The organism is Pseudoroseicyclus sp. CXY001 (assembly GCF_041714655.1).
In the GTDB taxonomy this organism is placed as follows: Bacteria; Pseudomonadota; Alphaproteobacteria; order Rhodobacterales; family Rhodobacteraceae; genus Pseudoroseicyclus_A.
In genome coordinates this window covers 1,240,471-1,261,978 of sequence record NZ_CP168219.1, presented here as the reverse complement: position 1 = coordinate 1,261,978, position 21,508 = coordinate 1,240,471, and the positions used below count along the sequence as shown (strand labels likewise).

15 protein-coding genes are annotated in these 21,508 nt (G+C 69.1%); 6 read left to right on the top strand and 9 right to left on the bottom strand.

Annotated features, from left to right (window positions below; translation table 11 throughout):
- Positions 1-47: 47 nt before the first annotated feature.
- Positions 48-2,912, bottom strand: a complete 2,865-nt coding sequence (uvrA, locus tag ACAZ03_RS06205) for an excinuclease ABC subunit UvrA (RefSeq protein ID WP_373356543.1) — start codon at positions 2,910-2,912, stop codon at positions 48-50.
- A gap of 245 nt (positions 2,913-3,157) precedes the next feature.
- Here uvrA and ACAZ03_RS06200 point away from each other — a divergent pair, with 245 nt between their 5' ends.
- The 3 genes from ACAZ03_RS06200 (at position 3,158) to ACAZ03_RS06190 (ending at position 5,336) form a co-directional block, all read left to right on the top strand.
- Positions 3,158-3,793: a hypothetical protein gene (locus tag ACAZ03_RS06200; protein WP_373356542.1), complete on the top strand. Its 636-nt coding sequence runs from the start codon at positions 3,158-3,160 to the stop codon at positions 3,791-3,793.
- A 162-nt stretch (positions 3,794-3,955) separates the two neighbouring features.
- Positions 3,956-4,576: a hypothetical protein gene (locus ACAZ03_RS06195; protein WP_373356541.1), complete on the top strand. Its 621-nt coding sequence runs from the start codon at positions 3,956-3,958 to the stop codon at positions 4,574-4,576.
- A gap of 133 nt (positions 4,577-4,709) precedes the next feature.
- Complete coding sequence (locus ACAZ03_RS06190; protein ID WP_373356540.1) at positions 4,710-5,336, top strand: hypothetical protein; 627 nt, start codon at positions 4,710-4,712, stop codon at positions 5,334-5,336.
- Positions 5,337-5,369: 33 nt separating this feature from the next.
- On the opposite strand, the gene lpdA is transcribed toward ACAZ03_RS06190, so the two are convergent.
- From lpdA to ACAZ03_RS06165, 5 genes are all read right to left on the bottom strand, one after another.
- Positions 5,370-6,764: a dihydrolipoyl dehydrogenase gene (lpdA, locus tag ACAZ03_RS06185; RefSeq protein ID WP_373356539.1), complete on the bottom strand. Its 1,395-nt coding sequence runs from the start codon at positions 6,762-6,764 to the stop codon at positions 5,370-5,372.
- A 178-nt stretch (positions 6,765-6,942) separates the two neighbouring features.
- Entirely contained in the window at positions 6,943-7,527 is a 585-nt protein-coding gene (locus ACAZ03_RS06180; protein WP_373356538.1) for a DUF924 family protein, read from the bottom strand.
- Between the two features lie 96 nt (positions 7,528-7,623).
- The gene (locus ACAZ03_RS06175; RefSeq protein ID WP_373356537.1) at positions 7,624-8,961 is read right to left on the bottom strand and encodes an MFS transporter; all 1,338 of its coding nucleotides are present in this window, start codon (positions 8,959-8,961) and stop codon (positions 7,624-7,626) included.
- Positions 8,962-9,111: 150 nt separating this feature from the next.
- Positions 9,112-10,131 (bottom strand): tRNA preQ1(34) S-adenosylmethionine ribosyltransferase-isomerase QueA, encoded by a 1,020-nt coding sequence (gene queA, locus ACAZ03_RS06170; RefSeq protein WP_373356536.1) that lies wholly within the window; start codon positions 10,129-10,131, stop codon positions 9,112-9,114.
- Entirely contained in the window at positions 10,128-13,493 is a 3,366-nt protein-coding gene (locus tag ACAZ03_RS06165) for an AsmA-like C-terminal region-containing protein (protein WP_373356535.1), read from the bottom strand. Before ACAZ03_RS06165 ends, queA begins: the two co-directional genes overlap by 4 nt.
- Positions 13,494-13,562: 69 nt before the next feature.
- Here ACAZ03_RS06165 and ACAZ03_RS06160 point away from each other — a divergent pair, with 69 nt between their 5' ends.
- From ACAZ03_RS06160 to ACAZ03_RS06150, 3 genes are all read left to right on the top strand, one after another.
- Entirely contained in the window at positions 13,563-14,033 is a 471-nt protein-coding gene (locus tag ACAZ03_RS06160) for a peroxiredoxin (RefSeq protein WP_373356534.1), read from the top strand.
- A gap of 229 nt (positions 14,034-14,262) precedes the next feature.
- The gene (locus ACAZ03_RS06155; RefSeq protein ID WP_373356533.1) at positions 14,263-15,576 is read left to right on the top strand and encodes a DUF5930 domain-containing protein; all 1,314 of its coding nucleotides are present in this window, start codon (positions 14,263-14,265) and stop codon (positions 15,574-15,576) included.
- Complete coding sequence (locus ACAZ03_RS06150) at positions 15,566-16,057, top strand: polymer-forming cytoskeletal protein (RefSeq protein WP_373356532.1); 492 nt, start codon at positions 15,566-15,568, stop codon at positions 16,055-16,057. The genes ACAZ03_RS06155 and ACAZ03_RS06150 overlap by 11 nt, the downstream gene beginning before the upstream one ends.
- A gap of 55 nt (positions 16,058-16,112) precedes the next feature.
- Here the strand turns inward: ACAZ03_RS06150 and ACAZ03_RS06145 are convergent, their stop codons facing one another.
- From ACAZ03_RS06145 to ACAZ03_RS06135, 3 genes are all read right to left on the bottom strand, one after another.
- Positions 16,113-17,474: an amidase gene (locus ACAZ03_RS06145; protein ID WP_373356531.1), complete on the bottom strand. Its 1,362-nt coding sequence runs from the start codon at positions 17,472-17,474 to the stop codon at positions 16,113-16,115.
- A 143-nt stretch (positions 17,475-17,617) separates the two neighbouring features.
- Positions 17,618-18,739 carry a peptide chain release factor 2 gene (gene prfB / locus ACAZ03_RS06140; protein WP_373356530.1) on the bottom strand — a complete coding sequence of 374 codons (1,122 nt, stop codon included), beginning with the start codon at positions 18,737-18,739 and terminating at the stop codon, positions 17,618-17,620.
- A 111-nt stretch (positions 18,740-18,850) separates the two neighbouring features.
- Positions 18,851-21,373, bottom strand: a complete 2,523-nt coding sequence (locus tag ACAZ03_RS06135) for a penicillin-binding protein 1A (RefSeq protein WP_373356529.1) — start codon at positions 21,371-21,373, stop codon at positions 18,851-18,853.
- Between the last annotated feature and the right edge of the window lie 135 nt (positions 21,374-21,508).

Here is a 21,508-nt window from a genome sequence, read left to right as displayed (position 1 = left end):
ACTAAATGTTAATCCTCTTAACTTTCAAGTCCCCGTGATCGGATTCTTTACTCCGCCGCAACCTTTCGCGCCTTCAGCATCGGCCCGAGGAACCGCCCGGTGTGGCTCTCGGCCACCGTGGCGACCTCCTCCGGCGTGCCGGTGGCCACCACCGTGCCACCCCCGTCGCCGCCCTCGGGGCCGATGTCGATCAGCCAGTCGGCCGTCTTGATGACGTCGAGATTGTGCTCGATCACCACGACCGAATTGCCCTGGTCCACCAGCTCATGCAGCACCTCGAGGAGCTTGCGCACATCCTCGAAATGAAGGCCTGTGGTCGGCTCGTCGAGGATGTAGAGCGTCCGCCCCGTGGCGCGTTTCGACAGCTCCTTGGAGAGCTTCACCCGCTGCGCCTCGCCGCCCGAAAGCTGCGTGGCCTGCTGGCCGACCTTGATATAGCCGAGCCCGACGCGATTGAGCGCATCCATCTTCTCGCGGATGGACGGCACGGCCTTGAAGAACTCCTGCGCATCTTCAACTGTCATATCAAGAACGTCGGCTATGCTCTTGCCTTTGAACTGAATTTCCAGCGTCTCGCGGTTGTAGCGCTTGCCCTTGCAGGTCTCGCAGGTGACGTAGACATCCGGCAGGAAGTGCATCTCGATCTTGATGACGCCGTCGCCTTGGCAGGCCTCACAGCGGCCGCCCTTGACGTTGAAGCTGAAGCGCCCCGGCTTGTAGCCGCGCGCCTTCGCCTCCGGGAGCCCCGCGAACCAGTCGCGGATCGGGGTGAAGGCCCCCGTGTAAGTGGCCGGATTCGACCGCGGAGTCCGCCCGATGGGGCGCTGGTCGATGTCGATGACCTTGTCGAGATGCTCGAAGCCCTTGATCGTCTCGCAAGGCGCCGGCGTCTCGCGGGCGCCGTTCAGCTTCACCGCGGCGTTTTTGTAGAGCGTCTCGATGGTCAGCGTCGACTTGCCGCCGCCGGAGACGCCGGTGACGCAGACGAACTTGCCGAGCGGGAAGTCGACACTCACCTCCTTGAGGTTGTTGCCCGTCGCCTTGACGATTTGCAGCTTCTTCTTGTTTCCCTTGCGCCGCTCGGCGGGCACGGGGACCTCACGGCGGCCGGCGAGGTAGTCGCCGGTGAGGGACTTGGGGTTCTCGGCGATCTCGGTGGGCGTGCCATGCGCCACCACCTCGCCGCCATGCACCCCGGCGCCGGGGCCGATGTCATAGACGTAATCCGCCTCGCGGATCGCCTCCTCGTCATGCTCCACCACGATGACCGTATTGCCCTGGTCGCGCAGATTCTTGAGTGTTTCCAGCAGCCTGCCGTTGTCGCGCTGGTGGAGCCCGATGGAGGGCTCGTCGAGCACATAGAGCACGCCGGTGAGGCCGGAGCCGATCTGGCTCGCCAGACGGATGCGCTGCGATTCGCCGCCCGAGAGCGTGCCGGAGTTGCGGCTGAGCGTCAGGTAATCGAGCCCGACGTTGTTTAGGAAGCCCAGCCGCTCGCGGATCTCCTTCAGGATCGCCTTGGCGATCTCGTTCTTCTGGGCGGAGAGGCCGGCCGGCACCTCCTGCACCCACTCATGCGCCTCGCGGATCGAGAAGCGCACCACCTGGCCGACGTGGAGGCCGGCGATCTTCACGGCCAGCGCCTCGGGCCGCAGGCGATAGCCCCCGCAGGCGTGGCAGGGGCGGTTGTTCTGATAGGCCTCCAGCTCCTCGCGCATCCAGGCGCTGTCCGTCTCGCGGTAGCGCCGCTCCATGTTGGGGATCACCCCCTCGAACGGGCGGGAGACCTGATAGACGCGGCCCGAATCGTCGTAGCGGAAGGTGATCTCGTCCTCGCCCGAGCCATAGAGGAAGACGTTCTGCACCTCTTCCGGCAGCTCCTTCCAGGGCGTCCGGGTACTGATTCCGTAATGCTTCGCAATGGCTTCCGTGGTCTGGGCGACGTAGGGCGACTTGCTCTTCCGCCAATTGGCGATGGCGCCCTTGGCGAGGCTGAGCGTCACATCGGGCACGACGAGGCCGGGGTCGAAGAAGAGCTCCACCCCGAGGCCGTCACAGGAGGGACAGGCGCCGAAGGGGGCGTTGAAGGAAAAGAGCCGCGGCTCGATCTCGGGGATGGTGAAGCCGCTGACCGGGCAGGCGAATTTTTCGGAGAAGGTCAATCGCTCGGGGTCACCCTCGCCCTCCGCCGGCGCCGTCTCGAGGATGGCGATGCCGTCGGCAAGGTCGAGCGCCGTGCGGAAGCTGTCGGCCAGCCGCGTCTCGAGCCCCTCGCGCACCACGATCCGGTCGACCACCACGTCGATGTCGTGGCGGTACTTCTTGTCGAGCGTGGGCGGGTCCTCCAGCTCGTGGAAGGCCCCGTCGACCTTGACGCGCTGGAAGCCCTGCTTGCGCAACTCCAGGAATTCCTTGCGATATTCGCCCTTCCGGTCGCGCACGATGGGCGCGAGGAGGTAGGCGCGGGTCCCCTCCTCCATCGCCATCACGCGGTCGACCATGTCCTGCACCTGCTGCGCCTCGATGGGCAGGCCGGTCGCGGGCGAATAGGGCGTGCCGCAGCGGGCGAAGAGCAGGCGCAGGTAGTCATAGATCTCCGTCACCGTGCCGACGGTGGAGCGGGGATTCTTCGACGTCGTCTTCTGCTCGATGGAAATCGCGGGCGAGAGGCCGGAGATGTGATCCACATCCGGCTTCTCCATCATGTCGAGGAACTGCCGCGCATAGGCCGAGAGCGACTCAACATAGCGGCGCTGCCCCTCGGCATAGATCGTGTCGAAGGCGAGCGACGACTTGCCGGAGCCCGAGAGCCCGGTGACCACCACGAGCTGGTCGCGGGGGATGTCGACGTCGATTCCCTTGAGATTGTGCTCGCGGGCCCCGCGCACCTCGATATGCTTCAGCTCGGCCATCTATTCACCCCAGGCAGGACTTGAGCGCCACACATAGGATGTGCCGCGCGAGTCTCCAACCATGAATAGAACGTTAAGGGAACATTGGCGAGGGTTTCCGCGGGCTTTGCCTCAACACCGGGCAGCCGGCCCCGGGGCCCCCGGGCCTCGGGGCGGGCCGCTATCAGATAACAGTATGGATTTCGTTGACTTGCGCCCCGGGCGGCACATCTCATCGCCTAGAAATCAATCGCAGGGAAAATCCCATGACCCTTTCCAAATTCTCCGTTCTTCTCCTGCCGCTGGCCGCTGCGGCCTGCTCGTCCACCGGCATCGTCGACGCGCCGATCTACTCCGAGCTGCCTGACGGCGGCGAAGGCGAATTCCGCGGCGAAGCGGCGACGATCTACACCGAGGTCGCCACCCGCAACAACAATGACGACGCCGCGACGGCTCTGCCGATCTCGGGCGCGGCCACCTATTCCGGTGACTTCGCCGCCGTGATCGACGTGCCGAACACCAGCACCGTCGCCTATTCGACGCTGTTCGGCGACAGCGACATGCAGGTGAACTTCGGCACTCGCGCCATGACCGGGACGTTCAACGACATCTCCGGCCGCAACTACAACGGCGCCGGCAGCTCGACCGCCTTCTACGACTTCAACGGCGTGCTCGTGACCTCCGGCACGCTGACCGGCAACGGCATCGACGGCGATGTCGGCGGCACGATCTATGACGGTTTCGGCGGCTCCTACACCGTCGATGCCGATCTCGACGCGACGCTGACCGGCCCCGGCGCGACCGGCATGCTCGGCATCTTCGGCGGCACCTTCCGCAACAACTCGGGCGGCACCAACGGTGGCACCGCGCCGATCGAAGGCGTCTTCTACGGCGACCGCTGAGCCCCGCATCTCGGGTGACAGGAAGGCCGGGCCCGGTTGGGCCCGGCCTTTTTCGTGCCGGACGAGCCCTTTTCCGCCCAAATAGAATTGGCGCAAAAAGAATATTGCCGCCGGGTCAAGCGCGCCTACAGTCGGGGCATTCATTTCTTCATGGAGATTTAGATGCCCAGCTTTTCCCGCCGCCTGCCCTATGGGCTCACCCTGCTCGCCCCCCTCGCCCTCGCCGCCTGCAGCTCGTCCGGAGCGGGCCTGACCGGGCTCGATGAAGTGGTCGACACCGACCTCCTCGTCGAGAGCGGCTATACGCTCGATCCCGAGACCCAGCGCATCGCCGAAGAGGTCGCCGACCGTGGCGCCAATGCCGACATGGCGACCGTGCTTCCGGTGTCGGGGGTCGGCACCTACAACGGCGAATTCGGCGCCGTCATCGACCGCGACCCCGACCATTCGTCGATCTACGGCGATACCGAGATCATGGTGAATTTCGGCAACCGCAATGTCTCCGGCGAGTTCACGCCGGTCGAGGGGCGGGACAGCGAGAGCCCCGCCTCGCCCTTCGCCATGACCGGCACGCTCGTCGTCGACGGGCTGCTGACCGGATCGGAGATCGATGGCACGCTGGCCGGCGAAATCTACGCCGGGGCGATCGGGCCCTTCAACGTCGATACCGACCTGGACGGCGCCATCGGCGGCGGCTCCACGGGCGTCGTCGGCACGTTCGACGGCGATTTCAGCTTCGGCACGACGGTCTATCCCATCGAGGGCGTCTATTACGCCGAGTGAGGACCATGGGGGCCGGGGCGTCGCTCCGGCCTTCCTCTCCGCCCTTCAGGACTAGCGGAATACCCGACTTGCGCGGTGCGGGCGAGCGCCTAGGCTGGGCTCATTCATACATTCATTCCACAAGGATTTCGACATGACCCGTTTCTCGTTTCTTGCCCCCCTCCTGGCGCTGCCCGCGCTGGCCGCCTGTTCCTCCACTCCCCCGGCCCCGCCGACGCCGGTGAACGACGTGATCGACACCGGCGCCATCGCCGATGCTGGCCTGACGCTCGACATGGAAGCCGCCCGGATCGCGGAGGAGGTCGACATGCGCGGCGACACGATGCTTCTCGCGACGGTGCTGCCGACCACCGGCAGCGGCGATTACGCCGGCGAATTCACCAGCGTCGTCAACTTCGCGGGCGGGAATTATTCAACCATCAGCGGCGACACGGCGATGCAGATCGCCTTCGACTCGGGCGCCGTCTCCGGCGCCTTCACGCCGACCGGCTGGGTGGATTTCGACTCCAGCGGCTCGCCCTTCGGCGACGGGGTGCTCAGCGGCAGTCTGGCGGTCGACGCGATGCTGGACGGCTCCACCTTCGAGGGCACGCTCTCCGGGGACTTCGGCGTCGGGGCCTCGACCACCGGCTACACGATCGACGCCGATCTGGACGGCGGCGTCGCTGCCGGGGCCGGCGGGTTGCTCGGCACCTTCACCGGCGAATTCACCGGCACGGGTGTGACCAGTCCTGTCGGCGGCGTCTATTACGCGGAGTGATGGCGCCGGGGGGCGGAGCCGCCCCCCGCCCCGTCAGATGTGGAGCGCGCGGCCGTAGGCGGCGAGCACGCTTTCATGCATCATCTCGCTGAGCGTCGGATGCGGGAAGACCGTCTCGATCAGCTCGGCCTCGGTCGTCTCAAGCGTGCGGCCGACCACATAGCCCTGGATCAGCTCGGTCACCTCGGCGCCCACCATATGGGCGCCGAGCAGCTCGCCGGTCTTGGCGTCGAAGATGGTCTTCACCAGCCCCTCCGGCTCGCCCAGCGCCACGGCCTTGCCGTTGCCGATGAAGGGGAACTTGCCGACCTTCACCTCGTAGCCGGCCTCCTTGGCCTTGGCCTCCGTCAGGCCGACGGAGGCGATCTGCGGCTGGCAATAGGTGCAGCCGGCGATGGTGTTCGGCTTGATCGGATGGGCATGCTCGCCCGCGATCAGCTCGGCCACCATGACGCCCTCGTGGGAGGCCTTGTGCGCCAGCCAGGGCGCCCCGGCGATGTCGCCGATGGCATAGAGCCCGTCCACGCCGGTGCGGCAATATTCGTCGACGACCACATGGCTGCGGTCGATCTTCACGCCGGCCTCCTCGAGGCCCAGCCCCTCGACATTGCCGACGATGCCGACGGCGGAGATGACGGTGTCGAACTCGTGTTTCTCGACCTTGCCGCCCATCTCGATATGGGCGGTGACCTTGCCCTTGGAGCGATCCAGCTGCTTGACGCCGGCCTTCTCGAGGATGGTCATGCCCTGCTTCTGGAACTGCTTCTTGGCGAAGGCCGAGACCTCGGCATCCTCGACGGGGAGGATCCTGTCCATCACCTCGACGACGGTCGTCTCGGCGCCGAGCGTGTTGTAGAAGCTGGCGAATTCGATGCCGATGGCGCCGGAGCCGATGACCAGCAGCTTCTTCGGCATCCGCTTGGGGACAAGCGCGTGGCGGTAGGTCCAGACCAGATCGCCATCGGCCTCCAGCCCCGGCAGCTCGCGGGCGCGGGCGCCGGTGGCGATGACGATGTTCTTCGCCGTGAGCTCCTCGGTGCCGTCCTTGGTCTTGACGGTGACCTTGCCCTTGCCGGCGAGCTTGGCCTCGCCCATCACGGTCGTGACCTTGTTCTTCTTCAGAAGCCCGGTGACGCCCTTTTCCATCTGCTTCGCCACGCCGCGCGAGCGCTGGACGACGGCCTCGAGGTCGAAGCCGACGTCGCCGGCCTTGAGCCCGTAGTCCTTTGCCCGTTCCATGAGGTGGAAGATCTCGGAGGAGCGCAGCAGCGCCTTGGTCGGGATGCAGCCCCAGTTGAGGCAGATGCCGCCGAGATTCTCGCGCTCGATGCAGGCGACCTTGAGGCCGAGCTGGGCGCCGCGGATGGCGGCGACATAGCCGCCGGGGCCGGCGCCGATGACGATCATGTCGAAGGATTGGGCGGCCATGGGGCTCCTCCTTGGGCGGTCAAAAGTGGTTTGACGCTAAACCATCCGGGCGGGAGCGAAAAGGCGAAGCGGTGACATGGCCGATATGCGGGGGACCAACCGCGCCGCCACGGCCCCGCCCGGTGCGCGCCGCAGGCGCGGCGCGGGCTCGCGGGGTGCGAGGGCGCGCGAGCGCCGTTCAGGCGGCGGAATGCTCTTCCTGCAGCGAGCGCACCATCGAGCCGTAGCCGCCGCCCTTGAGCCAGGCCGCCTCCTCCGCCGAGCTCTCGCGGCCGAGCGCCTCGTTGCGGAAGGGGAAGCGGCCGAAGCGGCGGATCACCTGGCGGTGGGCGCAGGCATGCAGCAGGAACTCCGGATGATCGGGCAGCCGGTCCTTGAAGAGCCGGACGGCGCGATCCTGGTCGAACATGTTCTCGGAATGCTCGAGCGGCATGTAGAAGAAGCACCGCGCCGGCGCGTCGATCTTCAGGTCGTAATCATGGCCGATGGCCGAGATGGCCGCCTCGCGCGCCAGCCTGTCGGAGGCGAAGGCCCGCGCGGTGCCGCGGAACATGTTGCGGGGGAACTGGTCGGTCAGGATGATATAGGCGAGGCAGCCGGAGGGATAGGTCAGCCAGAGGCTGCCGATCCCGTCCATGACGTTGCTCCACAGACCCTGGAAGCGGTCCGTGATCTCGGCGTCGAGCTCGGGGCTGCCCTTGTACCAATCCTCGGGGGTGACCTCGTCGAGCCAGAACTTCAGCACGTCATCGGGGCCGGCCATGGGATGTTCCTCGCTTTGGTATCCGCCTGCGTTTCTTGACAGAAAGAAGTGGCACGAGCGGGCGGGCAAATCCAGTCAGGGCGCCCTGCCTTCGCGTCATGTTGCTTTTCTGTCATCAATCGTGGGTGGATCCTGCGGCAGGCTGCCCGATTTGGGGTCATCCGGCGAGGTTTCGGGGCCCTCGAGCTCCTCCTCCGCCTCTATATAGACCTCCTGCGCCACCTCCGCGGCGACCGAGGTCGCCGAGGCGAGGACGGGCGTATAAGGCACCGGGGCGGACTCCGCCTCTGCCATCGCCGGGCGGGAGCGCTGGGTCATCCGCCAGAGCCCGTAGGCGCCGAGGGCGAGGAGCAGCAACGACATGTAGACCCAGTAGCCGCCGGGGCCGACGGTGCTCATCACGAAGCCGACGAGGATCGGGCCGAAGACGGCGCCGACGCCGTTGACGAAAAGGAAGCCGCCGGAGGCGGCGGCCATGTCGTCGCGGTCGAGATAGTCGTTGGCATAGGCGATGAGCAGCGCATAGAGCGGGTTCGACGCCCCGCCGATGGCCGCAGCGGCAATGAGCGTGCACAGATAGCTGCCGGAGAAGAGGCCGAGGAGCCCCAGCACCCCGCCGATCAGCGAGATGGCGACGATGAGGATCCGCCGGTCCACCCGGTCAGAGGCCCAGCCGATCGGGTACTGCAGCACCAGCGCGGCGATGTAGATCGCCGAGATCATGGTGGAGATCTGCGGCACGCTCATCCCCGCCTCGGCCCCGTAGACCGCCGCCATGCCGAACTGCGCCGCGAAGACCCCGCCAAGAAGGAACATCCCCACCGCCGCCAGTGGCGAGGCGGAGATCAGCCGGCCGAGCGGCAGGGGCTTCGTCTGCTGAAAGGCCGGCACGGTGCCGACGGAGAGCAGGATCGGCGCGAAGGCGAGGCTCACCAGCACCGAGGGGATGATGAAGAGCACATAGCCGCCGACATCGCCGAGAAGGACGATGTATTGCGCCGCCACGATCCCGGCGAGCTGCACGATCATGTAGAGCGACAGGGCCTTGCCCCGCGTCTCGTTCGTGGCGCTGTCGTTCAGCCAGCTCTCGCAGGTGATGTAGACGCCGCAGAAGCAGAAGCCGATGACCACCCGGCCGAGCATCCAGGCCCAGGGGTCGACGAGCGTCGGATAGAGGATGAGGATCGCCGAGATGGTCGAGCCGAGCGCCGCGAAGACGCGCACATGGCCGACATTGCGAATGAGCCGGGGGGCGATGCGGCTCGCGAAGAGAAAACCGGCGAAATAGCAGGCCATGACGTAGGACATGGTCGAGGTGGAGAAGCTCTCCATCGCGCCGCGAAGGCCGAGGACGGTCCCTTGGAGGCCGTTGCCGATCATCATCATGAAGAGGCCGAGGAAGAGCGGCCAGGAGGATCGGAGGACGGTGAACATCGGCGGCTCCTTCGGGGACTGGGGCCAAGGCATCATTTGTGGGGCGAGAAGGCAACCGGCGGTCTCGGGGGGCCCGGGGCCCCCCAGCCCGCCGGCTCGCGCGGAGGCCCTGCCTCCACACCTCCGAGGTGTTTTCGGCCAGATGAAGGATCAGGGGATGAGGAGGGACGAATCCCCGTAGGAGAAGAAGCGGTATTGCCCGGCGATGGCATGGGCGTAAAGCGCCATGATGCGCTCGCGGCCCATCAGCGCCGAGACGAGCATCATCAACGTCGATTTCGGCAGGTGGAAATTGGTCATGAGCCCGTCGGCCACGGCGAACTCATAGCCCGGACGGATGAAGATATCGGTATCGCCGGTCCATTCGCGGCCCTTGGCGGCCTCGATCAGGCGAAGCGCCGTGGTGCCGACGGGGATCACCCGGCGGCCCTCCGCCTTCGCCCGGGCGATGGCGGCGGCGGCGGGGGCGGTGACGTCGCCCCATTCGGCATGCATCCGGTGTTCGGAGACGTCATCCACCTTCACCGGCAGGAAGGTGCCGGCGCCGACATGCAGCGTCACATGGGTGCGCTCGACGCCGCGGGCATCGAGAGCGGCCATGAGCGCCTCGTCGAAATGCAGCGACGCCGTGGGGGCGGCGACGGCGCCGGCGCGAGCGGCCCAGATGGTCTGGTAATCGGTGAGATCGGCGGCATCCGCCGGGCGGCGGGCGGCGATGTAAGGAGGGAGCGGCATGGCGCCGGCCTCGGCGAGGGCGGCGTCGAGATCGCCCTCGGCGGAGAGGCGGATGAGCGCCATGTCGCCGTCGCGGCCCTCGAGAACCGCCGAGAGGCGGGGCGAAAAGCGCACCTCCTCCCCCTCTGCCCATTTGCGCAGCGGCTTGACGAGGGCCTGCCAGAGCCCGTCGCCCTTCGGCGCCGCCAGCGTCACCTCGATCCGCGCCTCGGCCTCGCCGCGGCGGCGGGTGCCCGTGAGCCGGGCGGGGATGACGCGCGTGTCGTTCAGCACCAGCAGGTCGCCGGGCCGCAGGATCTCTGGCAGGTCGCTGACCCGGCGGTCGCTGAGCCCGCCCGCCTCGGCATGGAGGAGCTTCGCCGAAGACCGCGGCCGAGCGGGCCGGGTCGCGATGAGCTCCTCCGGCAGGTCGAAATCGAAATCGGAGAGCTTCATTCTGCCCCCGGCGCCGGGCGGCGGAAGATCTCGCGGAACATGCCGGGCGTGAAGGCGGAGAGCGGGTTCACCTGCACGGCAGGGTCCGACGCCGGCCCCGCCAGCGTGAAGTTGAAGCCGATCAGCCCCTCGCCCGGCCGCGTCAGCAGCGAGCCGATCCCGTTGATGAAGTAGAATGGTGACACGACGCCCTGGAAATCCATGATCTTGCCGGCGGTCGTGTAATAGCCGTCCAGCGAGATGCCAAGGCTGGGGCCGATGGCGCTGGCCTGGCGGATGGTGATGAGCCCCGGGGCGAGGGTGAACGTCGCGTCCAGTTCGGTGAAGGACAGCCCCTGCCCGTCGAGCTGCTGGAAGGCCCCGACGATGGAGACGGCGTCAAGCAGCGCCGCCATGGCCGGCGCGTCCTGCACGCGCAGGTCGGTGATGGCGAGCTGCCCATCATAGGTGCCGCGCTCTCCGCGGGGTTGCAGGACGAGATCGAGCGCGCCGCCCCGGGCGGTGTCGATCAGCGCCAGATCGCGCATCACCGCCCCGGCGTCGGGCGACAGGATGCGGACGGCGAGGCCCGCCTCCGTCGGCTCGGTGGCGCCCGTGACCTCCTGCCCGCCGTTCACCCGTGCCGTGAAGCGGCCCTGCAGCGCGCCGCTGAAACTGCCGCGAAAGCCCGTGAGGGCGATGCCCTCCGTGACCTCGAGCCGGTCGAGCGTCACCTCGAGCGGCCCGGCCCCGCCGCCTCCGCCGCCGCCGAAGCTCGCCTGCCCGAGGTCGAGCCTGCCGCCGCGCAGCGTGATGGCCGGCGCGGCGCCGGGGCCGCGGCCGGTGATGTCCACCGGCGCGTCGAGCCAGTCGCCGATGCTGAGGCGCGTCAGTCGCGCGCGTTCCAGCCCGCCGCCGGCGGCGAGGCGGATGCTGCCCTCCGCCGTCAGCCCGGCGGCGGAGAGCGAGATGGCCTCGACCGTCGGCGCCGGGCCGATCTGACCCTCGACGCTGAAATCGCCCCTCGCCCCCGCCGGTTTCGACCAGCCGATCTGCGGCACGCGAAGGCCGATGCCGGCGAGGTCGGAGGTCAGCCGGTAGCGGGGCGCGGCGCCCAGGGCGAAGGTCATCTCCAGCCGCCCCTGCCCGGCGCCGGTCATCGTGCCGGGCGGCAGGACGATGCCGAAGGCCTCGAGCGCCTGCGGCGACAGGGCGACATCGGCCACGAGCGTCGCCGGCGGGCGGCTCTCGCGCGGCCCGAGCGGCAGGCGCCAGGTGAAATCGGCCGCGGCGGGGCCGAGCCGCGCCGGGCCGGCGATGGTCAGCGCCTCGCCCGTGACCGTGAGCGACAGGGCGGCGGCGCGCAGCTCCTGCCCCTCCACCACGGCGCTGCTGACGACATCGGTCAGCGCCGCCTCGATCTCGAACCGCGCCTCGCCGGGGCCGATCCGCGCCTTCAGGGGCAGGCGGATCACGCCCCAGGCGCGGGCGCGGCCGTCTGCCAGCGTCACCGGGCGGTTGGCCTTGGTCATGAATTCGAAGGGCGGCAGGTCGAGCAGCGACAGCCCCGCCGTGATGCTCCCCGCCGCCGCCAGGCGCACCTCCGCCGGCGCCTCGCGGATTCGCACGTCGGGGATGCTGAAGACGGTGCCCGCCATGTCGAGCCGTCCGCCGAGCGGCGGGCTCACCTCGCCCTCCTCGAGCAGCACCGTCAGGCGCTGGCCGTCGAAGGAGAGCGACCCCGCGCCGCCGGTGATCGGCGGCAGGCGGCGGAGCGGGCGGATGCTCGCGCCCTCGAAGCCGGTGGTGACCTGCCAGGCCGACGGCGCGCCGGGGCGGAGCGCCAGCCCGGCGGCGATGCCGGTGAAGCGCGCCTCCGCCACGTTCTCGGCGAGCCAGAGGCGGGTCTTCGGCTTCATCGCCTCCGGCCAGAGCGCCAGCAGCGATGCGATCTCCGCCCCAGCGCTCGTCGCGTCGGCCGAGACCTGCCAGCCCTCGCGCGTCACCGCGACCTCGCCGCTGCCGGTCAGGCGGATCGGGTCTTCTGCGGCGCTCCCGTCTGCCCCGGCCACGGCCCCCAGCGTGACGCCGGCCTCCGCCACCTCCAGCCGGAAGGGCGCGAGGCCGAGCCGGAAGGTCGCATGCGCCTCCGCCACCGCCAGCGGGGCTGGCAGCGGCCCGCCCGGGCCGAGCGTCGAGGGGGCGAGGCGGATCTGGCCGGTGAGCGCGGTCGGCAGGCCGCCATCCATCCCCTGCAGCCAGGTCTCGCCGGAGGCGGCCAGCGTGCCCCAGCGGCTGGTCAGCGCGATCTCGTCGAAGCGAAGCTCCCCCGCCGCCGGGTCGAAGGCGAGCGCGGCGCGGGCGCTCTCGAAGGGGATGCCGGGCGCCGCCGGATCGGGGCGGAGGAGCCCCTCGGCGATGTCGAGCTCGGCGGCGAGCGCGCCGAGCGCGCCATCGGCGGTGACCGAGCCCGCGAGCCGCGCCGAGATCGGCGCATCGAGAAGGCCGAGCCAGGCGAGCGCCGGGCTTTGCGTGGCGATGTCGCGGGCCGAGACGTCGCGCGCCTCCAGCACCAGCTCCGCCTCCGGCGTGCCGCGGCGCGAGCGGTAGCTGAGCTCCAGCGTGCTGACGTAGGAGCGCCCGGACAGAAGCGCCAGATCGCCGGTCAGCCGGGTCTCGCCGGCCCTGAGGTCGAGCGACAGCCGCCCGCCGTCCACCACCCAGTTCCGCCCGGCGCGGTCGTCCTGGTAATTGACGACGAGCCCCTCGGCCCGCACCCGCTCCAGCGCCTCCAGCGCCGGGCGGTCGAAGAGCGCATCGAACGCGGTCAGAAGCCCGGTGAGCCCCTCGCCCGCGCCCGGCAGTGCCGCCGATGCCGGCGTGCGCCCTCCCGCCCCGAAGGAGGCCTCGCCGCCGAAGGCCAGCTCCAGCCGCCCCTCGGCATCGCGGTCGAGCTGCAGGGCGGCGCCGGTGAGCACGACCTCCTGCACCAGAAGCTCGCGGCGGAGGACCAGCCCCCGCGGCGAGAAGAGCATGTCGATCTCCGGCACCCGCGCCAGCTCGCGGCCGCCCGCATCGCTCAGCTCGGCGCCGCGGAGCCGCACGCGGGGGTGCAGGTCGGTGCCGAGGATCAGCACCATCTCCTCCATGGCGATGGCGCCGCCGTCGAGCGCGCGCGCCGCGCTCGCCTCGACCTTGCGGGCCAGCCAGCTCGGCGCAGAGACCTCGTGCCCGAGGAGCAGAAGCGGCGAGAGGAACACGGCAAGCACCAGCGCGCCGATCGCCGCCGGTGCGCCCCGCGTCATGATGAGCCGCCGCTTGCGGGGGGGCCTCGTGCCTCGCCCGCCGGCGCTTTCGGCCGGCGGCCCGGTCTCTTCTGCCATATCCCCGCCTGTTGACATCCCCCGGCCCAGACTAGAGCAGAGCCTCGACGGCAGCAAAGCGAGGATGACATGGCACAGGCGAACGCCCCCCTCGGCCCCGGCGACAAGGTGCCGGCGCTGACCCTGGACGGCACCGGAGGCACGGTCGCCCTCGCGGAGCTCTCCCGCGCCTTGCTGATCTTCTATCCGAAGGACGCCACCTCCGGCTGCACCAGCGAGTTGCAGGATTTCTCGGCCCGGGCGGAGGCCTTCGCCGCCGCCGGCTACCGGATCTTCGGCATCTCGCCCGACGGGATCGAGAGCCACCGGCGCTTCATCCAGAAGGCCGGGCTGGCCCTGCCGCTCCTCGCCGACGAGGGCGCAGCGGCGGCGCGGGCGTTCGGTGTCTGGGGCGAGAAGACCACCTTCGGCAAGAGCTACATGGGCCTCATCCGCTCCACCTTCGCCATCGAGGCGCCGGGGACGATCAGCGCGCACTGGACCGTCGCCCGGGTGAAGGGCCATGCCGAGGCGGTGCTCTCCGCGCTCACCAAAGGCTGACAAACGGCGCGGCCGGAGGGGCGAAAAGCGCCCCTTTCCACCGGCTTGGCGGGCGCTCTTGCAGCAGGCGATGCGCGATTTCTTGCCGATTTGGCGTAATTCCGCACGAATCGCCCGCTCGGCTCCCCGCGCCGCTTGCACGGTTTCTGCACGGCCTCTATCAGCTTTCCCGGGTCTGTTGCGCATCTGCAAAGGCGGACTCGAGGGGACAGAACGGGGATTCGGACGCGTGCGGTCACGACTGGCACTTGCAATTCATGCCGTGATGGAACGCAGGTTCCCCGAGCGGCGCCTCTTCCTGAAATCCGACTATCAGACCCGATTCATCCGGCTGCGTCCGGGGATGCAGCTCGGCATCTGGGCCGGCGCGACGCTTCTCGTCGGCTGGGCCATCGTTGCCACCGCCATCCTCCTCATGGATTCCATCGGCGCCGGCAATTTCCGCGCCCAGGCGCAGCGCGACCGCATCATCTACGAGGACCGGCTGAACGCGCTTTCCAGCGAGCGCGACATGCGCGCCGGAGAGGCCGTGGCGGCGCAGGAGCGCTTCTCCTCCGCCCTCGCCCAGATCTCTGCCATGCAGAGCGAGATCCTGGCGCTCGAGGATCGCCGCCGCGAGGCCGAGCGCGGGCTGGATGTGGTGCAGGAAACGCTCCTGCGCGTCATGAACGAGCGCGACGCGGCGCTCGACACGATCGAGGGGCTGACCGATGGCGAGGGCGCCCCGGTGGCGCTCGCCGCGGGCGATGACGAGATGACGGGGACGGTCGAGATCCTCTCCGACGCGCTCGCCCGCACGGCCGAGGAGCGCGACACCATCGCCGCCGATGCCGATTTCGCGCTCTCCCATGCCGCCGAGCTCGAGCTCGAGCTCCGCCTGATGGAAGATCGCAACGACGAGATCTTCCGCCAGCTCGAGGAGGCGGTGCTCGTCTCCGTCGAGCCGCTCGACGACATGTTCCGCGCCGCCGGCATGAATCCCGACGACATGCTCAGCGCCGTCCGCCAGGGCTATTCCGGCACCGGCGGCCCGCTGACGCCGCTCAGCTTCTCGACCATGAACGACGAGCCCGAGACGGCGGACACGCTGCGCGCCAACGGCATCCTGTCGTCGCTCGACCGCATCAACCTCTACCGGATCGCCGCCGAGCGGGCGCCCTTCGCCATGCCCGTGCAGAACGCCTTCCGCTACACCTCGCCCTTCGGCCAGCGCTGGGGCCGGATGCACGAGGGCGTCGACCTCGCCGCCGCCATCGGCACGCCCGTCTATTCGACCGCCGATGGCGTCGTGACCCATGCCGGCTGGTCCTCCGGCTACGGGCGGCTCATCAAGATCCAGCACGAATTCGGCATCGAGACGCGCTATGGGCATCTCAATGCCATTCGCGTGCAAGTCGGGCAAAGAGTCTCGCAAGGCGAGCGTATCGGTGATATGGGAAATTCCGGACGGTCGACGGGCCCTCATCTTCACTATGAGGTTCGCGTCGGCGGTCAGGCGATCAACCCAATGATCTACATAAGAGCTGGCCAAGATGTTTTCTAAGAGCAAAATCAACGAGCCCGGGCCCAAGGCTGGCGAAGCCCCGCAGCAATCGAGTGCCCCGGCTCCGGCCCCGACAGGAGATGCCCGCCCCGTGACCCCGAAGCAGAAGCCCCCGGCCTCCGTTCTGTCCGCCGATCTCGTGATCGAGGGGAACATCAAGACCACCGGTGACATCCAGATCGAGGGCAATGTGCAGGGCGACATCCGCGCCCATCTGCTGACCGTCGGCGAAGGCGCCACGGTGAAGGGCGAGCTCACGGCGGATGATGTGGTGATCCACGGCCGGATCGTCGGTCGCGTGCGCGGCCTCAAGGTTCGCCTGACCTCCTCGGCCCGCGTCGAGGGTGACATCATCCACAAGACCATCGCCATCGAGAGCGGTGCGCATTTCGAGGGCTCGGTGCAGCGCCAGGACGACCCGCTGTCGACCGCCTCCGCCAAGTCGCTGCCGAAACCGAAGCAGACCGAAGCCGCCGAGTAAGGCCGGCCCGTCCGCAGGCACCAGGAGGCCCCGCCCCGGCGGGGCCTTTCGCGTTTCAGCGGGCCTCGACGGCCTTCGCATAGGCGAGGAGCCGCGCGTCCGACCCCTTCGGGCCGATGAGCTGCAGCCCCATCCGCCGCCCCCGGATCGGCATCGTCAGCACCGGCAGGCCGATCAGCGCCGCGGCGACGGTGACCTCCATCCAGCGGTGGTAGCTGTCCATCGCCCGCCCGGCGATCTCGCCCGGCCAGTCGGTGCCGATGGTATAGGGGAAGCACTGCGCCGTCGGCAGGGCCAGCATGTCGTGCTGTTCGAAAAGCGCCGAGGCCGCCCGAAACCAGTCGGAGCGGAGCGCGGAGGCCCGCAGGATCTGCGAGGCGCCGAGCGCCCGTCCCCGCTCCACCTCCCAGATCGCCGCCGGCTTCAGCCGGTCCCGCCTCTCCGGCGCGTCGAGATAGGGGCCGAGGCTGCCCGCCACGGCGAGGGAGCGGAGCGTGGTCCAGGCCTCCCAGAGCGCCTCTGCAGGCAGGGGGGGCGCCACGGGCGCCACCTCCGCCCCCGCCTCTGCCAGCCGGGCGAGCTGGTACTCGCAGGCGCGGAGCACCCCCTCCTCCATCGGCAGCGCCCCGCCCCAGTCGCCGAGCCAGCCGATGCGGTGGGGCAGCGGCGAGTCCTCCGGCAAGGGGCGATAGGCGGGCGCCGGGAAGGGGTGCCGCGCATCCGGCCCCGCCATGACCGAGAGCATGAGCTCAACATCCGCCGGCACCCGGCCCATCGGCCCGACGGTCGAGAGCGGATGGAGGAAGAGGTCGCCCTCGCCATCCCCGGGCACCAGCCCCCAGGTCGGCCGCAGGCTCCAGATGCCGCACCAGCCGGCGGGGTTGCGCAGCGAGCCCATCATGTCGGAGCCATCGGCGAGCGGCACCAGGCGCGCCGCCAGCGCCGCCGCCGCCCCGCCGGAGGAGCCGCCCGCTGTCAGCCCCGGATCGCCCGGCAGGCCGGTCCGCCCGAAGACGGGATTGTAGCTCTGCGAGCCGAGCCCGAACTCCGGCACATTGGTCTTGCCCACGACGATGGCCCCGGCCCGGCGCAGCCGCGCCACATGCAGGTCATCCACCTCCGCCACCTCGCCGGCATGGATCGGCGAGCCCATCGAGGTCGGAAAGCCCGCGGCGTGAGAGAGGTCCTTCACCGCGAGCGGCAGGCCATGGAGCGGCCCCACGGGCTCCGCCGCATCGGCCGCCTGCGCCGCCGCCATCAGCTCCTCCGGCTCCGCCATGGAGACGATGGCGTTGAGCGCCGCGTTCCGCTCGCGGATCGCCGCCAGATGCGCGGCCATGACCTCGGTGGCGGAAACCTCCCGCCGCCCGATCATCACCGCGAGCTCACTCGCCGACCTCTGCGTCAGATCGCTCACTGCCGCCCCCTGCCCTGGCCGCCGGCATCCTCGCCCGGCCGGGCCCCGCCGCCAACAGGATTTCGCGCCCGCCCGCCCCCGAACGACGAAGGGCGCCCCGAGAGGCGCCCTTTTGCTCATGTCCAGATGCCGGCGGGCGGGCCCTACTCGACGCCCGCCTCGGCGCGCGACTTGCCGGAGAGCTGCTGCGCCAGCGTCGCCGCCATGAAGCCGTCCAGATCGCCGTCGAGCACGCCGGCGGTGTCGGAGGTCTCGTGGTTGGTGCGCAGGTCCTTCACCATCTGGTAGGGCTGCAGGACGTAGGAGCGGATCTGGTTGCCCCAGCCGGCGGAGCCCTTGGCCTCGTGCGCGGCGTTGATATCCGCCGTCCGCCGGTCGAGCTCCATCTGATAAAGCCGCGCCTTCAGGGCCGTCATGGCGATGTCGCGGTTCTGGTGCTGCGACTTCATGGAGGAGGTGGTGACGATCCCCGTCGGCAGGTGGGTGATCCGCACCGCCGAATCGGTGGTGTTGACGTGCTGCCCGCCGGCGCCGGACGACCGGAAGGTATCGACGCGGATGTCGGCCGGGTTCACCTCGATGTCGATGTTCTCATCGACCACCGGATAGACCCAGACGGAGGCGAAGGAGGTCTCGCGCGTGCCCTTGCCGAAGGGCGAGATGCGCACCAGCCGGTGCACGCCGCTTTCGGACTTCAGCCAGCCATAGGCATTCTTGCCGGAGATCTTGTAGGCGACGGACTTGATGCCGGCCTCGGCGCCGGCCTCTTCCGATTGCAGCTCGACCTCGTAGCCATGCGCCTCCGCCCAGCGCACATACATGCGCTGCAGCATCTGCGCCCAGTCGCAGGCCTCGGTGCCGCCGGCGCCGGCGTTGATCTCGAGGAAGGTGTCGTTGCCGTCGGCCTCGCCGTCGAGCAGCGCTTCCAGCTCTTTCTGCGCGGCCTTCTCTGCGAGGGCGGCGATGGCGGTCTCGGCCTCGGCCACGACCTCGGCATCATCCTCCATCTCGCCCATCTCGATCAGCTCGCGGTTCATCTCGAGATCGCCCGAGAGGCTCTCGTAGGCGGCGATCTGGTCGACGAGGGTCTGGCGGTCGCGCATCAGCTTCTGGGCGCCGGCGGGGTCGTCCCAGAGCGTCGGATCCTCGACGCGGGCGTTGAATTCCTCGAGCCGGTGCTTCGCACTCTCCCAGCCGATGCGCTGGCTGTAGAGATGGAGCGATTTCTCGATCGCCTCGATATGGTCTCGCGTCTCGGCGCGCATGGGGATCGCCTTCAATTCCAGAGTTCCGGCCTGATACCGCCCCGGCGGCAGCGCGGCAAGCGCGCCGCCTCCGGGCGGGACCGTCTCGCCCGGGACGGGCGAGGTGCGGGCCTAGTAGAGCCCGCCCGAGGACAGCGCCCCGTAGGTCGGCTTCGGGCCCACCGTCGCCGTCGAGCCGGTCGAGGTGGTGACGTTCCGCGAGCTCGCCATCACCTCGTCATAGAGCGGCAGGTCCGCCGCCATGGCGAAGCCGCCGTCGAAGGTGATGCCGAAGAGCGGCTCTTCCCCGATGCGGAAGCACTCGGCCTGCACATTCGGGCCAGAGGCGCCGTCGGGCAGGCGCGAACCCGTGTAGCGGTCGATGTTGATGAAGCGGCAATCCGGCGGGACGTTGAAGGCGCCGCCGCCATAGGTCTGCACCGCCTCCTGCATGAATTCCTGGAAGACCGGCGCGCAGAGCGTGCCGCCATAGCCGCGCCCGCCCATCATCGGGCGGGGCGTGTCATAACCGATGAAGCAGCCGGCGACGATGTTGGAGGTGAAGCCCACGAACCAGGCGTCGCGCGCATCGTTGGACGTGCCGGTCTTGCCCGCCGTCGGCACCGGCAGGTTGATGGCGCCCGAGGCGGTGCCGCGCTGCACCACGCCCTGCATCATCGAGGTGATCTGATAGGCAGTCACCGCATTCATGATCCGCTCGCGGTTGGAGCGGATATGCGGCGCCTCGCCGGTCGGCAGCGCCTCCAGCGTGCAATCGTCGCAACTGCGCGCCTCATGGCTGTAGATCGTGTTGCCGAAGCGGTCCTGCACCCGGTCGACCAGCGTCGGCTCGACCCGCTCGCCGCCGTTGGCGAACATCGCATAGGCGGCGACCACGCGGTAGAGCGTCGTCTCGTCGGCGCCGAGAGAGGCAGCGAGCACCTGGTGCATGTCGTCATAGACGCCGAAGCGCTCGGCATATTCGGCGACGGTATCCATGCCGATCTCCTGCGCGAGGCGAACGGTCATGAGGTTCCGCGACTGCTCGATGCCGGTGCGCAGCGGCGTCGGCCCGTAATACTGGCGCGAGGAATTCTCCGGCCGCCAGATGCCGGCGCCGGTATCCACCTCGATCGGCGCATCGACGACGATCGTCGCGGGCGTGTAGCCGGAGTCGAGCGCGGCGGCATAGACGAAGGGCTTGAAGGCCGAGCCGGGCTGCCGATAGGCCTGCGTCGCCCGGTTGAAGACCGAATGCTGGTAGGAGAAGCCGCCCTGCATGGCGATGACGCGGCCGGTGTTCACGTCCATCGCCATGAAGCCGCCCTCGACCTCCGGCACCTGGCGGAGCGTCCAGCGCAGGAACGAGCCGTCGGAATCGGAGGTCATGCGGCGGACGAGCACCACGTCGCCGACCTCGAAATTGTCGAAGAAATCGCCGGAGATCCACTGGATGTCCTCGCGCGGCACCTCGGGTGGCTCGGGCCCGTCCATGGGCACGCCCTCGATGCCGAGGTGTAGCACCTGATCCTCGATGGAGAGGACGACGGCCGGCAGCCAGTCGCTCTCGAGATGGATGTCGCGCGGCACGTCGGTTTCGGCGAGCGCGGCGCGCCAGGCCTCTTCACTCTCCAGCGCCTCGGGCTCGAGCGTCCGGCCCGTGCCCCGCCAAGAGCCGAGCCCCCGGTCGAAGCTCTCGAGCTCGCGCTGCAGGGCCTGTGCGGCGACGGCCTGCATTTCGGGGTCGATGGTGGCGCGGATCGACAGGCCGCCGGTGAAGAACTCCTCGTCCGAATAGCGGGCGGAGAGTTGCCGGCGGATCTCGTCGGTGAAGTAGTCGCGGGGCGGCAGCGAGCGGCGGAAGGGCTCGAAATCGCCCGATTGGACGGTGCGGAGCGGGTCGGCCCGGCCCTCTTCCAGCTCGGCGGCGGTGATGTAGCCATCCTCCTCCATCCGGCCGAGCACATAGTTGCGCCGGGCGATGGCATCCTCGTGGTCGCGCACGGGATGAAGCGAGCTCGGCCGCTGGGCGAGCGCCGCCAGATAGGCGGCCTCGGCGGCGGTCACGTCCGACAGCGGCTTGTTGAAATAGGTCTGGGCGGCGGCGGCGACGCCGTAGGAATTCTGCCCGAGGAAGATCTCGTTCAGGTAGAGCTCGAGGATATGCTCCTTGTCGAGCGCCCGCTCGATCCGCGTGGCGAGGATCAGCTCCTTGATCTTCCGCTCGGCCGTGCGCGAGCCGTCGAGCAGAAAGTTCTTCATCACCTGCTGGGTGATGGTCGAGGCGCCGCGCAGGTCGCGCCCCCGGCTCTGCACCGCCTCGACGAAGGCGGCGGCCATGCCGCGGATGTCATAGCCCGGGTGGGTGTAGAAGTTCTGATCTTCCGCCGAGACGAAGGCATGCTTCACCAGCTCGGGGATCTCTTCGGCGGGCAGGAAGATGCGCCGCTCGGTGGCGAATTCGTCGATGATCCGCCCCTCGGCCGAATAGACGCGGCTGATGGTGGCGGGTGTATACTGCGCCAGCACCTCGACGCTCGGCAGATCCCGGCCATAGGCAAAGAAAATGCCACCAAGGCCGATGCCGGCCATGATGGCGCCAAGGGTCAGCATCGAGAAGATGCCGCCGAAGATCGAGAAGAGGAATCGGATCATGGGCCCGCGCGCTGTTGTCCCCGCCATATAGGCGCGGGGGGAGCCGGGGTCAAAAGCACGATTGCGCGGGGTGGCGGCTGCGCGAGGTGCTGCCTAGAGGATTTTTCCCCGAAAACTCCTGGCCAGGATTTTCGA

Excerpts from the sequence above, each read along its gene's own strand:
- ACAZ03_RS06200 (WP_373356542.1), top strand. The coding sequence starts at position 3,158 with ATGACCCTTTCCAAATTCTCCGTTCTTCTCCTGCCGCTGGCCGCTGCG.
- lpdA (WP_373356539.1), bottom strand. The coding sequence starts at position 6,764 with ATGGCCGCCCAATCCTTCGACATGATCGTCATCGGCGCCGGCCCCGGC.
- ACAZ03_RS06175 (WP_373356537.1), bottom strand. The coding sequence starts at position 8,961 with ATGTTCACCGTCCTCCGATCCTCCTGGCCGCTCTTCCTCGGCCTCTTC.
- ACAZ03_RS06195 (WP_373356541.1), top strand. The coding sequence starts at position 3,956 with ATGCCCAGCTTTTCCCGCCGCCTGCCCTATGGGCTCACCCTGCTCGCC.
- ACAZ03_RS06150 (WP_373356532.1), top strand. The coding sequence starts at position 15,566 with ATGTTTTCTAAGAGCAAAATCAACGAGCCCGGGCCCAAGGCTGGCGAA.
- ACAZ03_RS06135 (WP_373356529.1), bottom strand. The coding sequence starts at position 21,373 with ATGATCCGATTCCTCTTCTCGATCTTCGGCGGCATCTTCTCGATGCTG.
- ACAZ03_RS06190 (WP_373356540.1), top strand. The coding sequence starts at position 4,710 with ATGACCCGTTTCTCGTTTCTTGCCCCCCTCCTGGCGCTGCCCGCGCTG.
- ACAZ03_RS06160 (WP_373356534.1), top strand. The coding sequence starts at position 13,563 with ATGGCACAGGCGAACGCCCCCCTCGGCCCCGGCGACAAGGTGCCGGCG.
- ACAZ03_RS06165 (WP_373356535.1), bottom strand. The coding sequence starts at position 13,493 with ATGGCAGAAGAGACCGGGCCGCCGGCCGAAAGCGCCGGCGGGCGAGGC.
- ACAZ03_RS06180 (WP_373356538.1), bottom strand. The coding sequence starts at position 7,527 with ATGGCCGGCCCCGATGACGTGCTGAAGTTCTGGCTCGACGAGGTCACC.
- queA (WP_373356536.1), bottom strand. The coding sequence starts at position 10,131 with ATGAAGCTCTCCGATTTCGATTTCGACCTGCCGGAGGAGCTCATCGCG.
- uvrA (WP_373356543.1), bottom strand. The coding sequence starts at position 2,912 with ATGGCCGAGCTGAAGCATATCGAGGTGCGCGGGGCCCGCGAGCACAAT.
- prfB (WP_373356530.1), bottom strand. The coding sequence starts at position 18,739 with ATGCGCGCCGAGACGCGAGACCATATCGAGGCGATCGAGAAATCGCTC.